General features: G+C 66.6%; 11 protein-coding genes. All 11 read left to right on the top strand.

Translation table 11 applies throughout. The features are described 5' to 3' along the window. Window position 1: 1 nt before the first annotated feature. The 11 genes from nbrcactino_RS13765 (at window position 2) to nbrcactino_RS13715 (ending at window position 17,890) form a co-directional block, all read left to right on the top strand. Window positions 2-877 carry an MlaE family ABC transporter permease gene (locus nbrcactino_RS13765; RefSeq protein ID WP_161928115.1) on the top strand — a complete coding sequence of 292 codons (876 nt, stop codon included), beginning with the start codon at window positions 2-4 and terminating at the stop codon, window positions 875-877. A 3-nt stretch (window positions 878-880) separates the two neighbouring features. Continuing rightward, window positions 881-2,218: an MCE family protein gene (locus nbrcactino_RS13760; RefSeq protein ID WP_161928114.1), complete on the top strand. Its 1,338-nt coding sequence runs from the start codon at window positions 881-883 to the stop codon at window positions 2,216-2,218. Further along, window positions 2,215-3,312 (top strand): MCE family protein, encoded by a 1,098-nt coding sequence (locus tag nbrcactino_RS13755; protein WP_161928113.1) that lies wholly within the window; start codon window positions 2,215-2,217, stop codon window positions 3,310-3,312. Before nbrcactino_RS13760 ends, nbrcactino_RS13755 begins: the two co-directional genes overlap by 4 nt. 30 nt (window positions 3,313-3,342) lie before the next feature. Beyond that, window positions 3,343-4,428: an MlaD family protein gene (locus nbrcactino_RS13750; RefSeq protein WP_161928112.1), complete on the top strand. Its 1,086-nt coding sequence runs from the start codon at window positions 3,343-3,345 to the stop codon at window positions 4,426-4,428. Continuing rightward, window positions 4,428-5,798 carry an MCE family protein gene (locus nbrcactino_RS13745; protein ID WP_161928111.1) on the top strand — a complete coding sequence of 457 codons (1,371 nt, stop codon included), beginning with the start codon at window positions 4,428-4,430 and terminating at the stop codon, window positions 5,796-5,798. The genes nbrcactino_RS13750 and nbrcactino_RS13745 overlap by 1 nt, the downstream gene beginning before the upstream one ends. Next, a complete protein-coding gene (locus nbrcactino_RS13740) occupies window positions 5,798-7,162 on the top strand; it encodes an MlaD family protein (RefSeq protein WP_161928110.1) in 1,365 nt (454 codons plus the stop codon). The genes nbrcactino_RS13745 and nbrcactino_RS13740 overlap by 1 nt, the downstream gene beginning before the upstream one ends. A 1-nt stretch (window position 7,163) precedes the next feature. Next, the gene (locus nbrcactino_RS13735) at window positions 7,164-8,417 is read left to right on the top strand and encodes an MCE family protein (RefSeq protein ID WP_161928109.1); all 1,254 of its coding nucleotides are present in this window, start codon (window positions 7,164-7,166) and stop codon (window positions 8,415-8,417) included. Between the two features lie 15 nt (window positions 8,418-8,432). Beyond that, on the top strand, window positions 8,433-9,224 hold the full coding sequence (locus nbrcactino_RS13730) for a hypothetical protein (RefSeq protein WP_161928108.1): 792 nt from the start codon (window positions 8,433-8,435) through the stop codon (window positions 9,222-9,224). Next, window positions 9,224-10,060, top strand: coding sequence for a hypothetical protein (locus nbrcactino_RS13725; RefSeq protein ID WP_161928107.1), 837 nt, complete (start codon window positions 9,224-9,226; stop codon window positions 10,058-10,060). Before nbrcactino_RS13730 ends, nbrcactino_RS13725 begins: the two co-directional genes overlap by 1 nt. A gap of 338 nt (window positions 10,061-10,398) precedes the next feature. Continuing rightward, the gene (gene rpoB, locus nbrcactino_RS13720; RefSeq protein WP_161928159.1) at window positions 10,399-13,899 is read left to right on the top strand and encodes a DNA-directed RNA polymerase subunit beta; all 3,501 of its coding nucleotides are present in this window, start codon (window positions 10,399-10,401) and stop codon (window positions 13,897-13,899) included. A gap of 34 nt (window positions 13,900-13,933) precedes the next feature. Next, complete coding sequence (locus tag nbrcactino_RS13715) at window positions 13,934-17,890, top strand: DNA-directed RNA polymerase subunit beta' (protein ID WP_161928106.1); 3,957 nt, start codon at window positions 13,934-13,936, stop codon at window positions 17,888-17,890. Window positions 17,891-17,958 lie beyond the last annotated feature (68 nt).

Raw genomic sequence — 17,958 nt, 5'->3', positions numbered from 1 at the left:
CGTGTCGCAGGGCGGCGTGACCATTGCCAAGAGCCGGTCGGAGTATGTGGGGTATGAGCTGCGCAAACAGCTCGGCAAGCCTCTCAAGGTGCTCGACAACGCGGGCGATCAGATGTCCTTCTACGCGCGGGCGATCGCCTGGATCCCGCGCACGATCGTGCACTACTACCGCGAGGTGCTGCGGATCCTTGCCGAGGTCGCCTTCGGCGCCGGCGGCCTCGCCGTCATCGGCGGCACCGTCGGTGTGATGGTGCTGATGTCGGGCTTCACCGGCGTCGTCGTCGGTCTGCAGGGCTACGCCGCGCTGCAGAACATCGGCGCGCAGGCGCTGACCGGCTTCCTCTCCGCCTACGTGAACACCCGCGAGGTGGCGCCGCTGATCGCCGGCCTCGCGCTCTCGGCGACGGTGGGTTGTGGCTTCACCGCACAGCTGGGCGCCATGCGGATCTCCGAGGAGATCGATGCCCTGGAGACCATGGCCGTCCCGTCGGTGCCGTTCCTGGTGACCACCCGCGTGATCGCCGGCTTCGTCGCGGTCATCCCGCTCTACGTGCTCGGCCTGCTGGCCGCCTATCTGGCGTCGAGAACCATCAACACGGTCTTCAACGGGCAATCCAGTGGCTCCTACGACCACTATTTCAATCTGTTCTTACCTCCCGAAGACGTGCTGTGGTCCTTTGGCAAGGTGCTCGTCTTCGCCTTCGTGATCATTTTGGTGCACTGCTACTACGGCTACTTCGCCACCGGCGGCCCGGCCGGCGTCGGCGTGGCGGTCGGCCACGCGGTGCGCGCCTCCCTGGTCCTGATCGCGCTGCTGGACTTCTTCCTCGGCCTGATGATCTGGGGTACTTCCACAACCGTGAGAGTGGCGGGCTGACACATGGCTACCTTGCGACGCAGGCTCTACGGCCTGGCTTTCTTCCTTGTCATCATCGCGTTCATCGGCGGGTCGATCCTGAAGTACCAGGGGCGGTTCACCGAGACCAAGGACGTGGTGCTGCGCACCGACTCGGCCGGCAACTCGTTGACCGAGCACGCCGACGTCAAGGCGCGCGGTATGACCGTCGGCACCGTCTCCGCGGTCAAACCCGCCCCCGACGGGAAGGTCGACGTGGTGCTGGCGCTCGAGCCGGACAAGGTGCACCTGTTGCCGCGCGACACCACCGCGCGCATCCTGCCGAAGACGCTGTTCGGTGAGCGCTACGTCGCGCTGGAGGTCCCCAAGTCGCCCACGACGACGGCGACGCTGGCCGCGGGCGACGAGATCTTCACCGATGCGGCGGGCAATGCCAAGGAGGTCCAGGACCTCTTCGACCGGCTGCTCCCGATTCTCAAGGCCGTTCCGCCGCAGGATCTGAACGTCACCCTGACCTCGATCAGCGACGCGCTCGCCGGTCGCGGCCAGGAACTGGGCGAGACGATCAAGCGGCTCGACGCGATCTTCGCCGGGATCAACGCCCACACCGACGATCTGCAGGAGACCCTGCGCGGGTTGGCGTCGTTCTCCACGACGTACTCCGACGCACTGCCGTCGGTCATCGACGCGCTGGACAACCTCCGGGTCACCGGCAACACGCTGGTGGAGCGGGAGGGCGACCTGGCGTCGCTCATCGCGACGCTGGGCGTCGCCGCCGACGACACCACGGCCTTCCTGCGGACCAACCGGTCGGACTTGATCAACCTGTTCACCGGCACCCAGGAGATGCTCTCCGGGCTGGCACGCCAGTCGCCGGTGTTCGGCTGCACCTTCAAGAACTTCGCCGGCCTGATCCCCGAGTCGCGGCGGATCGTCGGCGAGGGCACCCCGAACCCGGGTGTGCGGGTGAACCTGCAGTTCGTGAACCCGCGTGGCCGCTACCTGCCCAACCAGGACGAGCCGCGCCTGTTCGACTACGACCGCGGCCCGGTTTGCTACAAGCCGGCCCGCAACGGCCGCCCGTTCCCGCAGTATCCCGGCGGCGGTTTGGCCGACGGTTCCTACCAGGTGCCGTCGCGCAACCCGGGTCCGCGGAACATGCCGGAGATGCCGCCGGCGCAGTACTCGTCGATGCCGGCGGGGACGGCCACCAAGTCCAATCTGTGGGCTGACCCGGTGTACCGGGCCCAGCTGCAGATGATTTACGGCGGCGCCAGCGGCGTCGCGCCCGAGCAGGTCCCCAGTTGGGTCACCCTGCCCGGTGCATCGAGGTTGCGGGGAGCGCAGGTGAACATGCGATGAAGTCGATCGTTTCACCCCTGGTCAAACTGATCACCTTCGCGGTGGTCACGATTGTCGCCACGTCGTTGTTGGCGCTGACGATTGCCAATGCCGGCTCGTCGGGCAAGCACGACTTCTCGGCGATCTTCACCGATGCCGCGATGCTCAACAAGGGCGACGACGTGCGTATCGCCGGTGTCCGCGTGGGTGCGGTCAGCGACGTGAAGGTCTTCGACAAGAACCGCGCGAAGGTGAGTTTTGCGGTGGACCGCGACTCGCTGCCCGACGGCACGCAGGTCTTCATCCGCTACCGAAACCTCACCGGCATGCGCTATCTGGCACTGGAGCGCGGCGCGGGCGAGGGCGGCAAGCGCCTGATGCCCGGGCACGTCTTCGGGGTCGAGGGAGACGAGGGGTCCACGCACCCGGCGGTCAACCTCACCGAGCTGTTCAACGGCTTCAAGCCGGTCTTCCAAGAGCTCAGCCCGGAGGACGTGAACAAGCTGGCCGACCAGATCATCCAGGTCTTCCAGAACTCGCCCGGCCAGGACATGGGTGCGACGATGTCGTCGCTGCTGTCGCAGACCGCGGAGTTGACCAACACGCTGGCCGACCGCGACAAGGTGATCGGCGACTTGATCACCAACCTGAACAAGGTCCTGCAGACGGTCAACAACCACGACTCGCAGTTCGAGTCGCTGCTGGTGAACACCTCCAAGCTGGTCGCCGGGTTGGCGGCACAGCGCGGTTCGGTCGGCTCGGCGGTGACGTCGGTGTCCAACCTGACCACCGTCATGGGCTCGATCCTGAGTCAGACGCGGCCGTCGATCGCCGGCGGTATCGCGGGCCTGAAGGCCGTGTCCGACGGGGTGATGAAGCGTGAGAAGGATGTCGAGGCGATCATCACCAACCTGCCGCCGAAGCTCGAGAAGATCGGTCGCGCAGCGACTTTCGGCTCGTGGTTCCAGTTCTACCTGTGCGGCATCGACGTGGTGATGGGCAACGGCAAGTCGATTCTGTTGACCGATCCGCTCATCCCGGTGCCCGATATCAACCACGTCCTCTACACCAGCGCGGCGACCCGTTGCTGGCGCGACGAGAAGCGGCCGGGGTAGGACATGGCTGACGAGAAGGAACCGGCAGGGATGCCTGAAGACAACATTTCCGACGACGTGGTGAACGTGGAGCCGCAGAAGCTGCACCCGTCGCGCCGGTTCGCCGGCCGCCGCTCGCCGCTGACCGTCGGCGCACTCGGCATCGCGATGCTGCTGATGGTGACGGTCGCGTCGTTCTACCTGTCCGACCTGCCGATCGTGGGCGCCGGGCCGCGCTACACCGCGGAGTTCTCCGAGGCCGCCGGCCTGCAGCCGGGCAACGAGGTCCGCGTCGCGGGCATCAAGGTCGGCAAGGTGGACAGTGTCGGCCTCAACCGTGACGGCAACAAGGTCAACGTCGTGTTCACCGTGGCCAACACGTGGATCGGCGATCAGACCCGCGCGTCCATCCAGATCAAGACGCTGCTCGGGCAGAAGTACCTCGGCCTGACGCCGCGCGGATCCCGGGCGGCCGACCCGTCGAAGCCGATCACCGACACGATCGCCCCTTACGACGTGATCGAGGCCTTCTCCGACGCGAGCAACCAGCTGACCGATCTCAACACCGACAAGGTCGCCGAATCGTTGCGCACCATGTCCGCGGCGTTCTCCGGGACGGCCGGCGACTTCGGCCCGGCCCTGACCGGCCTGAGCCGACTGTCGGCGACGATCGCCAAGCGCGACCAGGAGGTGCAGAAGCTCCTTGCCGCGACCAAGACGACGTCGAAGATCCTGGCCGACCGCAACGAGGAGTTCACCCGCCTCATCGCCGGTGCGGGCCAGCTGCTCGACGAGCTGAACAACCGCCAGCAGTCGATCTCGGCGCTGCTCTCGTCGACGACGGCGCTGAGCAAGGCGCTCACCGGCATCGTCGCCGACAACCAGGCGCAGATCGGCCCGGCACTCAAGTCGCTGCAGCAGGTGGCGGCATTGCTGACCAAGAACCAGGCGAACCTGGCCCGGTCCATCCAAGACTTGGCGCCGTTCTACCGGCTCTACGCCAACGTGCTCGGCAACGGCCGCTGGTTCGAGTCGATGGTGACCAACCTGCTGCCGCCGGCGCTGCCGCAGCAAAACACCACGCGGCCCCCGAATAAGGTCAAGATGTTCAATAACGGCGGAACCGAGGCCGGCTGATGACGACCCCAGATCTGACGACGACCAACGGCCCCGGGCGCTGGTTCACCCCGCGCCACATCACCGGCGTGGTGCTGGGCACGGTGTTGGCCCTCATCCTGGCCTCGGTGCTGTGGTGGGCGTTCTCCGGCATCGGTGCGACGACGATCAACGCGACGTTCAAGCGGTCGATCGGCATCTACCCGGGCACCGACGTGAAGATGCTCGGGGTGCGCGTCGGCGAGGTGCAGACCGTCTCGCCCGACGGCGACCGCGTCCACGTCAAGATGCGCGTCAAGCGCGGCCTGAAGCTGCCTGCTGACGTGCGTGCGGTGCAGATGGCGCCGTCGGTCATCGCCGACCGCTACGTGCAGTTGACCCCGGCCTACACCGGCGGTCCGCGGGCCCCGCGCGACATCACGCTCTCGATCGACCAGACGATGGTCCCGGTCGAGGTCGACGAGCTCTACGCGAACCTGCAGAAGCTGTCCCGTTCACTCGGACCCGACGGCGTGAACGCCAAGCAGGGCGGCAAAGACGGCCCGGTCACCGAGTTCGTCCGCGTCGGCGCGGACAACCTGCGCGGCAATGGCGAGAAGCTTGGCTCGGCCTTCACCAACATGTCGAAGGCCGCCACCACGCTCAGCGATTCCAGCGGCAACCTCGTCGACACGATCAAGAACCTGAACGTGTTCGTCGGCGCGTTGGCCGAGAACGACGCCCAGGTGCGCAAGTTCAACTCGCAGATGGCCTCGTTCAACACCTTCTTGGCCGGTGAGCGCCAGCAGCTCGGCCAGGCGTTGGCCACGCTGTCGGTGGCGCTGGGCGATGTGGCCCGGTTCGTCAACGACAACCAGCAGGTCATCGGCGACACCGTGCGTTCGCTGCAGCCGACCGCCAAGACGTTGAAGGACAACCAGGAGTCCATCAAGGAGATCCTCACCGTCCTGCCGGTCACGGTGTCCAACCTGATCAACGCCTACGACGCCGAGTCCGGCACGTTGGCCATGCGGTTGACCATCGAGGACCTGCAGAACCTGATGGCCGCGCAGTGCAAGCTGCTCAACCCGGGCAGCATCATGCCGGGCACCAAGCCGTTCCTGGAGTGGCAGCACAAGATGGCGCCGATCATCAGCCACTGTGTCGACGTCGCCAACCAGATCAAGGCGGGCACCAGCCCGCTGCTCCCGGTGCTGCCGTTCGGCATCATGAGCAACGACAAGACGCAGCGCTACGCCGTCCCGGGCACCCGCCGGGGCCGGCAGAGTCCGCAGGGCAACATCCCGCAGCCGACCTCGCCGAATCCGCAGACGCCGAAGCCGACCAAGCCGAAGCCGACCAAGCCCAAGGCAAACAAGCCGTCGCACGCACCGGAGAGGGGAGACCGCTGATGCGCTGGATCCGTACCGCCGCCGTGGCGACCGCCGCCGTGACGAGCGTCGGCCTGCTGGCTTCGTGCAGCGGCATTCGCAACATCCCGCTGCCGGGTGGGGTGAACGTCGGCGCCAATCCGGTCACCTACAAGGTGAAGTTCGACGACATTCTCGACCTGGTGCCGCAGTCGCTGGTCAAGAAGGACGGCATCGTCGTCGGGCGCGTCACCGACATCAGCATCGAGCCCGACGAGTGGCAGGCCACCGTCAAGCTGCTGGTCCGCAACGAGGTGAAGCTGTCCGACCAGGTGCACGCGGCCGTCCAGCAGACGGCGCTGCTCGGCGAGAAGTTCGTCGGGCTCAGCGAGCCGGCCGACGCCAAGAACGCCCCACCGCAGAACCCGGCGGTGGCGATCACCGGCCTGGACGCGCAGGGCCACCCGCGCACCCGGACGGCCACCGATATCGAGCAGGTCCTCGGCGCGTTGTCGATGTTGCTCAACAACGGCGGGCTCAACCAGCTCAAGCCGATCGTCTCGGAGTTGACCAAGGCGCTGGACACGGCGACGGTCATGCAGACCGGTCCCGACGGAAAGCCCCACCCGGTCAACAAGACCCGCAGTTTGCTGCTCCAGACGAACAAGCTGATCACGAATCTGAACAAGCAGCGCGACGACATCGTCACGGCGATCGAGGGACTGTCGCGGCTGTCGACGCGGGCGTCGGCGCAGACCGATCAGATCGAGCAGATCCTCGAGCAGTTGCCGGCCGGCGTCCAGGTGCTGGAGTCCCAGCGCCCGCAGTTCGTCGACCTGCTGACCAAGCTCGACAAGCTCGGCGTGGTCGGCACCCAGGTGCTCGGCAAGTCGCGCGAGGCGATCATCTCCGATCTCAAGGCGCTGCGCCCGATCCTGTCGTCGCTGGCCAAGTCGATGCCCGACTTGATCACTGCGGCACCGCTGATGCTGACCGTCCCGTTCCCGGATTGGCTGACGCCGGCCGCGAAGGGCGACTCGGTCAACCTGTTCATGACGCTGGACCTGCGGCTGCTCAACCAGCTGGAGGCGTTGGGCGTCGGCCAGGGGGCACCGATCTACTCGCCGCCGAAGGCCCGCCACATCCCGGTGGACCGCGCCAACCCGTACTACAAGGGCAACGGCCCGCGGTGGGGCTGGCCGTCGGTCGGCCTGCTTCCGCCGCCGCCGAATTCGCGGATCGGTCCGTGGACCCCGCCGTCGTACGGCGGGTACCGGCCGGATCTGCCGTTCCCGGCGTCGAAGCCCGAACAGCGCAAGCGCCGTCCGCAGTACATCGTGCTGACCCCGTCCCAGCCGGGACAGTCGGTCGTGGAGGGCCCGTTGTCGATGCTGGGAGGCCGCTGACATGACGCGCTTGGTGAAGACTCAGTTGATCGTGTTCGCGATCGTCGGCATCCTCGCGATGGTCTACGTCGGCGTGAACTATGCGCGTCTGCCGCGATTGGCCGGACTCGCGGAGTTCCCGATTACGGTGCAGCTGCCCGATTCGGGCGGCCTGTTCGCCAACGCCGAGGTCACCTACCAGGGTGTACCGGTGGGACGCGTGCAGTCGATGACGCTGACCGAGAACGGCGTCGACGCGAATATCCGCATCCGCCGCGGCGCCCCGAAGATCCCGCAGTCCGCGGCCGCCGTCGTGGCCTCGCGCTCGGCGATCGGTGAGCAGTACCTCGACCTGCGCCCGAAGACGGCCGGCGGTCCCTACATGACCTCCGGGTCGGTCGTGAAGCGCGACGATGTCACGCTGCCGCAGCCGCTCGAGGACGTGGTGAACACGGCGCTGGATTTCGCCGAGTCGGTTCCGGTGGATGATCTGCGCACGATCGTGGAGGAGTTGGGCAAGGCGTTCAACGGTCAGGGGGAGAACCTGACGAAGTTGGTGACGTCGTTGAACACGTTGTCCAAGGCGGGCTATGACTCGTTGGGCGACACGATCGAGTTGTTGGCGCATTCGTCGCGGGTGTTGGCGACGCAGGCCGAACAGTCGGATGCGATTTTGGCGTGGTCGAAGAATCTGGATGTGGTGACGGCGACGTTGGCGTCGGCTGATCCGGATGTGCGCCGGTTGTTGACGACGGGGCAGACCTCGGCGACGGCGTTGTCGAATCTGTTGCAGAAGCAGGGTGCCGACATCACCACGGTGGTCAAGGATCTGGGGTCGGTGGCCAAGACGGCGATCGCGCCGACCGGCTGGTCGACCAATGCCCTGTTGGCGATGGTCTCCGCGCTCTCGGCCGGATCGCATTCCCCGGCTCCCGGTGACGGGCAGATCCACTTCGGTGTGGTGTTGGAGATGAACAACCCGGCGGCGTGTACGCAGGGGTATGAGTCGACGCAGCAGATGATCGCGGCGATCAAGCGCAAGAATCCGACGTTCGACATCAACTATGACGATTTCCCGTTGAACCTGAACGCGCGGTGCACGGTGCCGCAGGGGTCGCCGACGAGCGTGCGCGGTGCGGCACGCGCTACCCTGGCGAATCCGAACATCCCGCAGCCGTGGGACAACAAGCCGAAGAAGGATCCGGACCGTCTGGATCTGAACCCGCTGGCCTGGCAGCTGGCATGGTTGCTCGGCGTGCACCCGACAAAGAAGTAAGTAGTTTCCGATTTTATGAGTGATGACAAGAAGGCTGACGACTCGGTCGATCCGACCGAGGAGGTGGCCGACGAAGCGCTGACCGCTGCCGTTGACGAGGCCGACGAGGTCGACGAGACCGCCGACGCCGACGAGGCTACCGAGGCCGACGAAGCCACCGAGGTCGACGAGGCCGACGAGGCCCCCGCAAAGCCCAAGGCAGCGCGCGACGAGAAGTCGGGCCTGAGCGTTTCGTGGATCATCGCCGCGATCGTCGCGGCCGTGGGAATCGTGTTCGGCATCGTGGGCGGATACTTCGGGTACCGCTCCTATGCGGACCGGTCGACGGAGAACGTGCGCGACTCGATCATGGCCACCGCCGAGACCGCCGCGATGAACATCACCACCATCGACCCGAAGGACCCCGACAAGTTCAAGCGCAATGTCGAGTCGGTGCTGACCGGCCGGGCGCTGCAGGAACTGCGGGGCAAGGGCTTCCAGGAACTGCAGCAGCGCCGCGACGCCCCGGGCCGGTTGGAGAGCACGGTCAAACGCGCCGCGGTCACCGAGCTCAACACCGACGAGAAGACCGGCAAGGTGCTGGTGTACGTCGACGTCGTCGCCAAAGCACCCAACCAGCCCGACGTCCCGCAGACGATGGGCTTCCTGATCTCCGTGCGCCACATCGACGGCAAGTACATGGCCGACACCGTTTCCGCGTTCAATGCGATCCCCTCGTCTGGACAGCAGCCGCGCGCGAATCAAGGTGGCGCGCAACCGAATCCGAATCAGCAGGCTCCCGGCCAGCAGGGGAGTGGTGGTAACTGATGTCTGATCTGCCACCCAAGAAGAAGCGTCCCCGCGTCGCCGGGCAGCCCCGGCCCGGCGCCGACCGGGCGGGCACGTCCGGGGCCAAGCGGCCGGTGGCCGGCGCCTCGCGCCGCGCGCCGATCCAGCGCCTCGGTTTCAGTGACGCCACCGCATCCACGGGTGCGGCCAAGAGCGCGCCCGCCAAGCGCCCGACGCCCAAGCGTCCGGCGGCCAAACGTTCGAGCGCCGTCGTCTCCGGTACCCGCCCGGGCTCCTCGTCGGGTACCGGCTCTGCGTCATCGGGCGGGGTGGCCCGGTCGGCTCCCGGCCGCACCGGCGCGGCCGCGTCGGCATCGGGCCGCGGCCCGCTGATCCTGGGCGCAGTCGGGTTGATCGGTCTGCTCATCGGCGTGATCGGCCTGGTGCACCCCGGCGGCGCGAGCCGCAGCGACCTGGCGTTCATCGACAAGTCGGCCACCTCGGAGGTCCTCGGCCAGGTCGAGACCGCCTCGTGCACCATCCTCGGTCCTGCCCGCGGCCAGACGGTTCAGCAGTGGATTGACTCCTCCCGCGCCGTCCTGGTCGGACCCGCGCGCGCCGAGTGGGAAAAGCAGATGCCCACCAACCGGACGGTGATCGAGCAGACCCAGCAGACCAACGAGTGCCGCGTCGACGCGATCGGTGTGCGCGGTCTGACCGGCGGCGGCAACGGGGCCAAGGCCCAAATCCTCGCCAGCCTTGTGCTCAGCATGAGCCAGGGCGGGATGGCCGCCGGCAGCATGGTCGTCGGCATGCAGTACGAGGTCGTCCGGCAGGACGACAAGTGGAAGATCGAGCGCGTCGCCGCTTGGTGATGCGCCACGCCCGACACGCCCCGCGAACAGGAATAATCCCACCCGAATGGGTCGAAATGCTTGACGTGGGGCGTGGGAGCGGTCACTCTGTTTGCCAGGACCCGCACACACGCTAGCCAGCGCCCGCGGATTTTCCTCAGACGCGACTTGACAAAGCGCGTCTATTTTCTGATACAGTTGGACGTTGCGCTGGCTGCCTCCTGTCCACTTTGTTCCGCCCGACACGCACACGACGTGCTGCTCTCGAGCGTTTCGCCTGTTCAGGTCGCCAGACCAGCGACACAGGCGCAAGCCCACCTCGTAGCCGCTAGTCAACTTTCGTGTTGGAAGGACGCATCTTGGCACCCAACCGCCAGTCCACCTCAACCACTTCGATCCCCGGCGCACCGCAGCGCGCCTCTTTTGCAAAGATTTCCGAGCCGCTGGAAGTCCCCGGTCTGCTCGACGTCCAGCTGGATTCGTTCCAGTGGCTCATCGGTTCCGACAAGTGGCGCGAGGAGGCCCTCGCCCGCGGCGAGGAGAACCCCGCCGGCGGTCTGGAATCCATCCTGCACGAGCTGTCCCCGATCGAGGACTTCTCCGGCTCGATGTCCCTCTCGTTCTCCGAGCCCCACTTCGAGGACGTCAAGGCGAGCATCGCCGAGTGCAAAGACAAGGACATGACCTACGCGGCGCCGTTGTTCGTCACCGCGGAGTTCATCAACAACAACACCGGTGAGATCAAGTCGCAGACGGTGTTCATGGGCGACTTCCCGATCATGACCGACAAGGGCAGCTTCGTCATCAACGGCACCGAGCGCGTCGTGGTCAGCCAGCTGGTCCGCAGCCCGGGCGTCTACTACGACTCGTCCATCGACAAGGCCACCGAGAAGACCCTGCACGCGGTCAAGGTCATCCCCGGCCGCGGTGCGTGGCTCGAGTTCGACATCGACAAGCGCGACACCGTCGGCGTCCGCATCGACCGCAAGCGCCGCCAGCCGGTCACCGTGCTGCTCAAGGCGCTCGGCCTGACCGCCGACGAGATCCGCGAGCGCTTCGGCTTCTCCGAGATCATGATGTCCACGCTGGAGAAGGACCCCACGTCCAACTCCGACGAGGCGCTGCTCGAGGTCTACCGCAAGCTGCGTCCGGGCGAGCCGCCGACCAAGGAGTCGGCCGAGGCCCTCCTGGAGAACCTGTTCTTCAAGGAGAAGCGCTACGACCTCGCCCGCGTCGGCCGCTACAAGATCAACAAGAAGCTCGGCCTGACCGACAACCCGATGAACGGTCCGGCAACGCTGACGACCGACGACATCGTCGCGATCGTCGAGTACCTGGTGCGCCTGCACGACGCCGACCCGCACACCACGCCGCTGGCGAAGGTGGCCGGGCCGGACAGCCTCGAGGTGCCGATCGAGGTCGACGACATCGACCACTTCGGCAACCGTCGTATCCGCACCGTCGGCGAGCTGATCCAGAACCAGATCCGCGTCGGCCTGTCGCGCATGGAGCGCGTCGTGCGCGAGCGCATGACGACCCAGGACGTCGAGGCGATCACGCCGCAGACCCTGATCAACATCCGTCCCGTGGTGGCGGCGATCAAGGAGTTCTTCGGCACCAGCCAGCTGTCGCAGTTCATGGACCAGAACAACCCGCTCGCGGGTCTGGGCCACAAGCGCCGCCTCAACGCGCTCGGCCCGGGTGGTCTGTCGCGTGAGCGCGCCGGCCTCGAGGTCCGCGACGTCCACCCGTCGCACTACGGCCGCATGTGTCCGATCGAGACCCCGGAAGGCCCGAACATCGGCCTGATCGGCAACCTCGCCGTCTTCGCGCGGGTCAACCCGTTCGGATTCATCGAGACGCCGTACCGCAAGGTCGTCGACGGCCGCGTGACCGACGAGATCGAGTACATGACCGCCGACGAGGAGGACCGCTTCCTCATCGGCCAGGCCAACACCAACTACGACGAGAACGGCCGCATCACCGATGAGCGCGTCCTCGTCCGCGTCAAGGGCGCCGAGGTCGAGTACGTCCCGGCCGCGTCGGTCGAGTACATCGACGTCAGCCCGCGCCAGATGGTGTCGGTCGCGACCGCGATGATCCCGTTCCTCGAGCACGACGACGCCAACCGCGCCCTGATGGGTGCGAACATGCAGCGCCAGGCGGTGCCGCTGGTCAAGTCCGAGGCGCCGCTGGTCGGTACCGGCATGGAGTTGCGTGCCGCCGTCGACGGTGGTGACGTGATCGTGTCGACCCGTACCGGCGTGGTGGAAGAGGTTTCGGCCGACTACATCACCGTCATGGACGACGACGGCACCCGCGAGAGCTACCAGCTGCGCAAGTTCGAGCGCTCCAACCACGGCACGTGCGCCAACCAGCGCCCGATCGTCGACGAGGGGCAGCGCGTCGAGGCCGGCCAGGTGCTGGCCGACGGTCCGTGCACCGATGACGGCGAGATGGCGCTGGGCAAGAACCTGCTCGTCGCGATCATGCCGTGGGAGGGTCACAACTACGAGGACGCGATCATCCTGAGCCAGCGCCTCGTCGAGGAGGACACCCTCACCTCGATCCACATCGAGGAGCACGAGATCGACGCCCGCGACACCAAGCTCGGTGCCGAGGAGATCACCCGGGACATCCCGAACGTCTCCGACGAGGTCCTCGCCGACCTCGACGAGCGCGGCATCGTGCGCATCGGTGCCGAGGTCCGTGACGGCGACGTCCTCGTCGGCAAGGTCACCCCGAAGGGTGAGACCGAGCTGACCCCGGAGGAGCGCCTGCTGCGCGCGATCTTCGGTGAGAAGGCGCGCGAGGTCCGCGACACGTCGCTGAAGGTTCCGCACGGCGAGACCGGCAAGGTCATCGGCGTCCGCGTCTTCAGCCGCGACGACGACGACGATCTGCCCCCGGGCGTCAACGAGCTCGTCCGCGTGTACGTGGCGCAGAAGCGCAAGATCTCCGACGGCGACAAGCTCGCCGGCCGCCACGGCAACAAGGGCGTCATCGGCAAGATCCTCCCGGCCGAGGACATGCCGTTCCTGCCCGACGGCACGCCGGTCGACATCATCCTGAACACCCACGGTGTTCCGCGTCGTATGAACATCGGCCAGATCCTGGAGACCCACCTCGGGTGGATCGCCAAGGCCGGCTGGAACATCGACGTCGCCGCGGGCGTGCCCGACTGGGCGTCGAAGCTGCCCGAGGAGATGTACTCCGCGGAGCCCGACACCCTCACCGCGACGCCGGTCTTCGACGGCGCCCAGGAGGAGGAGCTAACCGGTCTGCTCGCCTCGACGCTGCCCAACCGCGACGGCGACGTCATGGTCAACGGCGACGGCAAGGCGATGCTGTTCGACGGCCGCTCCGGCGAGCCGTTCCCGTACCCGGTGGCGGTCGGCTACATGTACATCATCAAGCTGCACCACCTCGTCGACGACAAGATCCACGCCCGGTCGACCGGTCCGTACTCGATGATCACCCAGCAGCCGCTCGGCGGTAAGGCCCAGTTCGGTGGCCAGCGCTTCGGTGAGATGGAGTGCTGGGCCATGCAGGCCTACGGTGCGGCGTACACGCTGCAGGAGCTGCTGACGATCAAGTCCGACGACGTCGTCGGTCGAGTCAAGGTCTACGAGGCCATCGTCAAGGGCGAGAACATCCCCGAGCCGGGTATCCCGGAATCGTTCAAGGTGCTGCTGAAGGAGCTTCAGTCGCTCTGCCTGAACGTCGAGGTGCTCTCCAGCGACGGCGCGGCCATCACGATGGCCGACAACGACGACGAGGACCTCGAACGTGCGGCGGCCAACCTCGGGATCAACCTGTCCCGAAACGAGTCGGCCAGCATCGACGACCTCGCCAACTGACTACGACCAGCTACTTACTAACTGAGAGGCACAAGTGCTCGACGTTAACTACTTCGACGAACTGAAGATCGGCCTGGCCACGGCCGATGACATCCACAACTGGTCCTACGGCGAGGTCAAGAAGCCCGAGACCATCAACTACCGCACGCTCAAGCCCGAGAAGGACGGCCTGTTCTGCGAGAAGATCTTCGGACCGACTCGCGACTGGGAGTGCTATTGCGGCAAGTACAAGCGCGTCCGCTTCAAGGGCATCATCTGTGAGCGCTGCGGCGTCGAGGTGACCCGCGCCAAGGTGCGCCGCGAGCGGATGGGCCACATCGAGCTGGCTGCCCCGGTCACCCACATCTGGTACTTCAAGGGCGTTCCGTCGCGCTTGGGCTACCTGCTGGACCTGGCGCCGAAGGATCTCGAGAAGATCATCTACTTCGCCGCCTACGTGATCACCGCCGTCGACGAGGAGCTGCGCCACAACGAGCTCTCCACGCTGGAGTCGGAGATCAAGGTCGAGCGCAAGACGCTCGAGGACGACCGCGACGTCGCACTCAACGACCGGCAGACCAAGCTGGAGGCCGACCTGGCCGAGCTCGAGGCCGAGGGCGCCAAGTCCGACGCCAAGCGCAAGGTCAAGGATGCCGCCGAGCGCGAGATGCGCCGCATGCGCGACGCCGCGCAGCGCCAGCTCGACGAGCTCGACGAGATCTGGGACCGCTTCACCAAGTTGAAGCCGGGCGAGCTCATCGTCGACGAGAAGGTCTACCGCGAGCTCGAGGGCCGGTTCGGTGAATACTTCACCGGCGCCATGGGTGCCGAGGCGATCAAGAAGCTCCTCGAGGACTTCGACATCGACGCCGAGGCCGAGTCGCTGCGCGAGATCATCCGCACCGGCAAGGGCCAGAAGAAGCTGCGCGCGCTCAAGCGGCTCAAGGTCGTCGCGGCGTTCCAGCAGTCGGGCAACTCGCCGCTGGGCATGGTCCTCGACGCCGTTCCGGTGATCCCGCCGGAGCTGCGCCCGATGGTCCAGCTTGACGGTGGCCGCTTCGCCACGTCGGACCTCAACGACCTGTACCGCCGTGTCATCAACCGCAACAACCGCCTCAAGCGACTGCTCGATCTGGGTGCGCCCGAGATCATCGTCAACAACGAGAAGCGGATGCTGCAGGAGTCGGTGGACGCGCTGTTCGACAACGGCCGGCGCGGCCGTCCGGTCACCGGGCCGGGCAACCGCCCGCTGAAGTCGCTGAGCGATCTGCTCAAGGGCAAGCAGGGCCGCTTCCGCCAGAACCTGCTGGGCAAGCGCGTCGACTACTCGGGCCGTTCGGTCATCGTCGTCGGCCCGCAGCTCAAGCTGCACCAGTGTGGTCTGCCGAAGCTGATGGCCCTCGAGCTGTTCAAGCCGTTCGTGATGAAGCGCCTCGTCGACCTGAACCAGGCGCAGAACATCAAGTCCGCCAAGCGGATGGTCGAGCGCCAGCGCCCGGCCGTGTGGGACGTCCTCGAAGAGGTCATTGCCGAGCACCCGGTGCTGCTGAACCGTGCCCCGACGCTGCACCGCCTGGGTATCCAGGCCTTCGAGCCGCAGCTCGTCGAGGGCAAGGCCATCCAGCTGCACCCGCTGGTGTGTGAGGCCTTCAACGCCGACTTCGACGGTGACCAGATGGCCGTGCACCTTCCGCTGAGCGCGGAGGCGCAGGCCGAGGCCCGGATCCTGATGCTCTCGAGCAACAACATCCTGTCCCCGGCGTCGGGTCGCCCGCTGGCGATGCCGCGTCTGGACATGGTGACCGGTCTCTTCTACCTGACCACCATCAAGGAGGGTCTGGACGGCGAGTACCGCGAGGCCACCAAGGACGACGTCGAGCGCGGCGTGTACTCGAGCCCGGCCGAGGCCATCATGGCCGTCGACCGCGGTGCGATCACCGTGCAGACGCAGATCAAGATCCGGTTGACCGATCAGCGTCCGTCGGCCGAGATCGAGGCCGAGCAGTTCCCCGACGGGTGGGCCTACGGCCAGCCGTGGGAGATCGTCACCAGCCTGGGCCGCGTGCTGTTCAACGAGCTGCTCCCCGTGGAGTACCCGTTCGTCAACGAGCAGATGCCGAAGAAGCGCCAGGCCGTGATCATCAACGATCTGGCCGAGCGCTACCCGATGATCGTCGTCGCGCAGACCGTCGACAAGCTGAAGGACGTCGGCTTCTACTGGGCCACCCGCTCGGGTGTCACCGTCGCCATGTCCGACGTGCTCGTGCCGCCGAACAAGGCGGAGATCCTCGACAAGTACGAGGAGCGGGCCGACGGGCTGGAAAAGAAGTTCCAGCGCGGTGCGTTGACCCCCGACGAGCGTCGTGACGCCCTGGTGGAGATCTGGAAGCAGGCCACCGAGGAAGTCGGTAAGGCCATGGAGGAGCACTACCCGGCCGACAACCCGATCGTCATGATCCCGATGTCGGGTGCCACCGGTAACCTCACCCAGGTCCGCAACCTGTCGGGCATGAAGGGTCTGGTGACCAACCCGAAGGGTGAGTTCATCCCGCGGCCGATCAAGTCCTCGTTCCGCGAGGGCCTGACCGTGGCGGAGTACTTCATCAACACCCACGGTGCCCGTAAGGGTCTGGCCGACACCGCGCTTCGTACCGCGGACTCGGGTTACCTGACGCGTCGACTCGTCGACGTCAGCCAGGACGTCATTGTCCGCGAGACCGACTGTGGCACCGACCGCGGCATCACCGTGCCGCTGGGCGAGCGCCAGCCGGACGGCTCGATCATCCGCGACGCGCATGTCGAGACGAGTGCGTACGCCCGCACGCTGGCCGCCGACGCGGTCGACGCGAAGGGCAACGTGATCATCGAGCGCGGTCACGACCTGGGCGACCCGGCGATCGCAGCCCTGCTCGAGGCCGGCATCGCCGAGGTCAAGGTCCGCTCCGTGCTGACCTGTGACACCGGTACCGGTGTGTGTGCGCACTGCTACGGCCGTTCGATGGCGACCGGCAAGCTCGTCGACATCGGCGAGGCCGTCGGTATCATCGCGGCCCAGTCGATCGGTGAGCCCGGCACGCAGCTGACGATGCGTACCTTCCACCAGGGTGGCGTCGGTGACGACATCACCGGTGGTCTGCCGCGTGTCCAGGAGCTGTTCGAGGCCCGTGTCCCCAAGGGCAAGGCCCCGATCGCCGAGGTCGCCGGCCGGATCCGCCTCGAGGACGACGATCGGTTCTACAAGATCACGATCATCCCCGACGACGGTTCGGACGAGGTGCCGGTGGAGAAGATCTCCAAGCGCCAGCGTCTGCGCGTCTTCAAGCACGAGGACGGCAGCGAGCGTCTGCTCGCCGACGGTGACCACGTCGAGCTCGGCCAGCAGCTCATGGAGGGTGCGGCTGACCCGCACGAGGTCCTCCGCGTCATGGGCCCGCGCCAGGTGCAGGTCCACCTCGTCAACGAGGTGCAGGAGGTGTACCGGAGCCAGGGTGTGTCGATCCACGACAAGCACATCGAGACGATCGTGCGCCAGATGCTGCGCCGCGTGCAGATCATCGAGTCGGGTGCTACGGAGTTCCTGCCCGGTTCGCTGGTGGAGCGCGTCGAGTTCGAGTCGGAGAACCGTCGGGTCGTCGGCGAGGGCGGCGAGCCCGCGTCGGGCCGCCCGGTGCTGATGGGTATCACCAAGGCGTCGCTGGCCACCGACTCGTGGCTGTCGGCGGCGTCCTTCCAGGAGACCACCCGTGTGCTCACCGATGCGGCCATCAACAGCCGCAGCGACAAGCTCATCGGTCTCAAGGAGAACGTCATCATCGGTAAGCTCATCCCGGCCGGTACCGGTATCAACCGCTACCGCAACATCCAGGTGGAGCCGACCGAGGAGGCCCGGGCCGCGGCGTACGCGGTGCCGAGTTACGACGACACCTACTACAGCCCGGACGGCACTTTCGGTGCCCCCGCCGGTGCTGCGGTGCCGCTGGACGACTACGGCTACGGCGACTACAACATCTAGTCGTCTTCCCAGACCGAGTAACAACCCCCAACCCGATATCGGGCTGGGGGTTGTTGCGTTGTGGGGTC

The sequence above is a fragment of the Gordonia crocea genome, from assembly GCF_009932435.1.
In the GTDB taxonomy this organism is placed as follows: Bacteria; Actinomycetota; Actinomycetes; order Mycobacteriales; family Mycobacteriaceae; genus Gordonia; species Gordonia crocea.
Note: the sequence above shows the minus strand (reverse complement) of the source record. Positions and strands in the feature narration are given on the sequence as shown.

Coding starts and splice junctions, on each gene's coding strand:
- nbrcactino_RS13750 (WP_161928112.1), top strand. CDS start 3,343: ATGCCTGAAGACAACATTTCCGACGACGTGGTGAACGTGGAGCCGCAG.
- nbrcactino_RS13730 (WP_161928108.1), top strand. CDS start 8,433: ATGAGTGATGACAAGAAGGCTGACGACTCGGTCGATCCGACCGAGGAG.
- nbrcactino_RS13725 (WP_161928107.1), top strand. CDS start 9,224: ATGTCTGATCTGCCACCCAAGAAGAAGCGTCCCCGCGTCGCCGGGCAG.
- nbrcactino_RS13740 (WP_161928110.1), top strand. CDS start 5,798: ATGCGCTGGATCCGTACCGCCGCCGTGGCGACCGCCGCCGTGACGAGC.
- nbrcactino_RS13745 (WP_161928111.1), top strand. CDS start 4,428: ATGACGACCCCAGATCTGACGACGACCAACGGCCCCGGGCGCTGGTTC.
- nbrcactino_RS13755 (WP_161928113.1), top strand. CDS start 2,215: ATGAAGTCGATCGTTTCACCCCTGGTCAAACTGATCACCTTCGCGGTG.
- nbrcactino_RS13760 (WP_161928114.1), top strand. CDS start 881: ATGGCTACCTTGCGACGCAGGCTCTACGGCCTGGCTTTCTTCCTTGTC.
- nbrcactino_RS13735 (WP_161928109.1), top strand. CDS start 7,164: ATGACGCGCTTGGTGAAGACTCAGTTGATCGTGTTCGCGATCGTCGGC.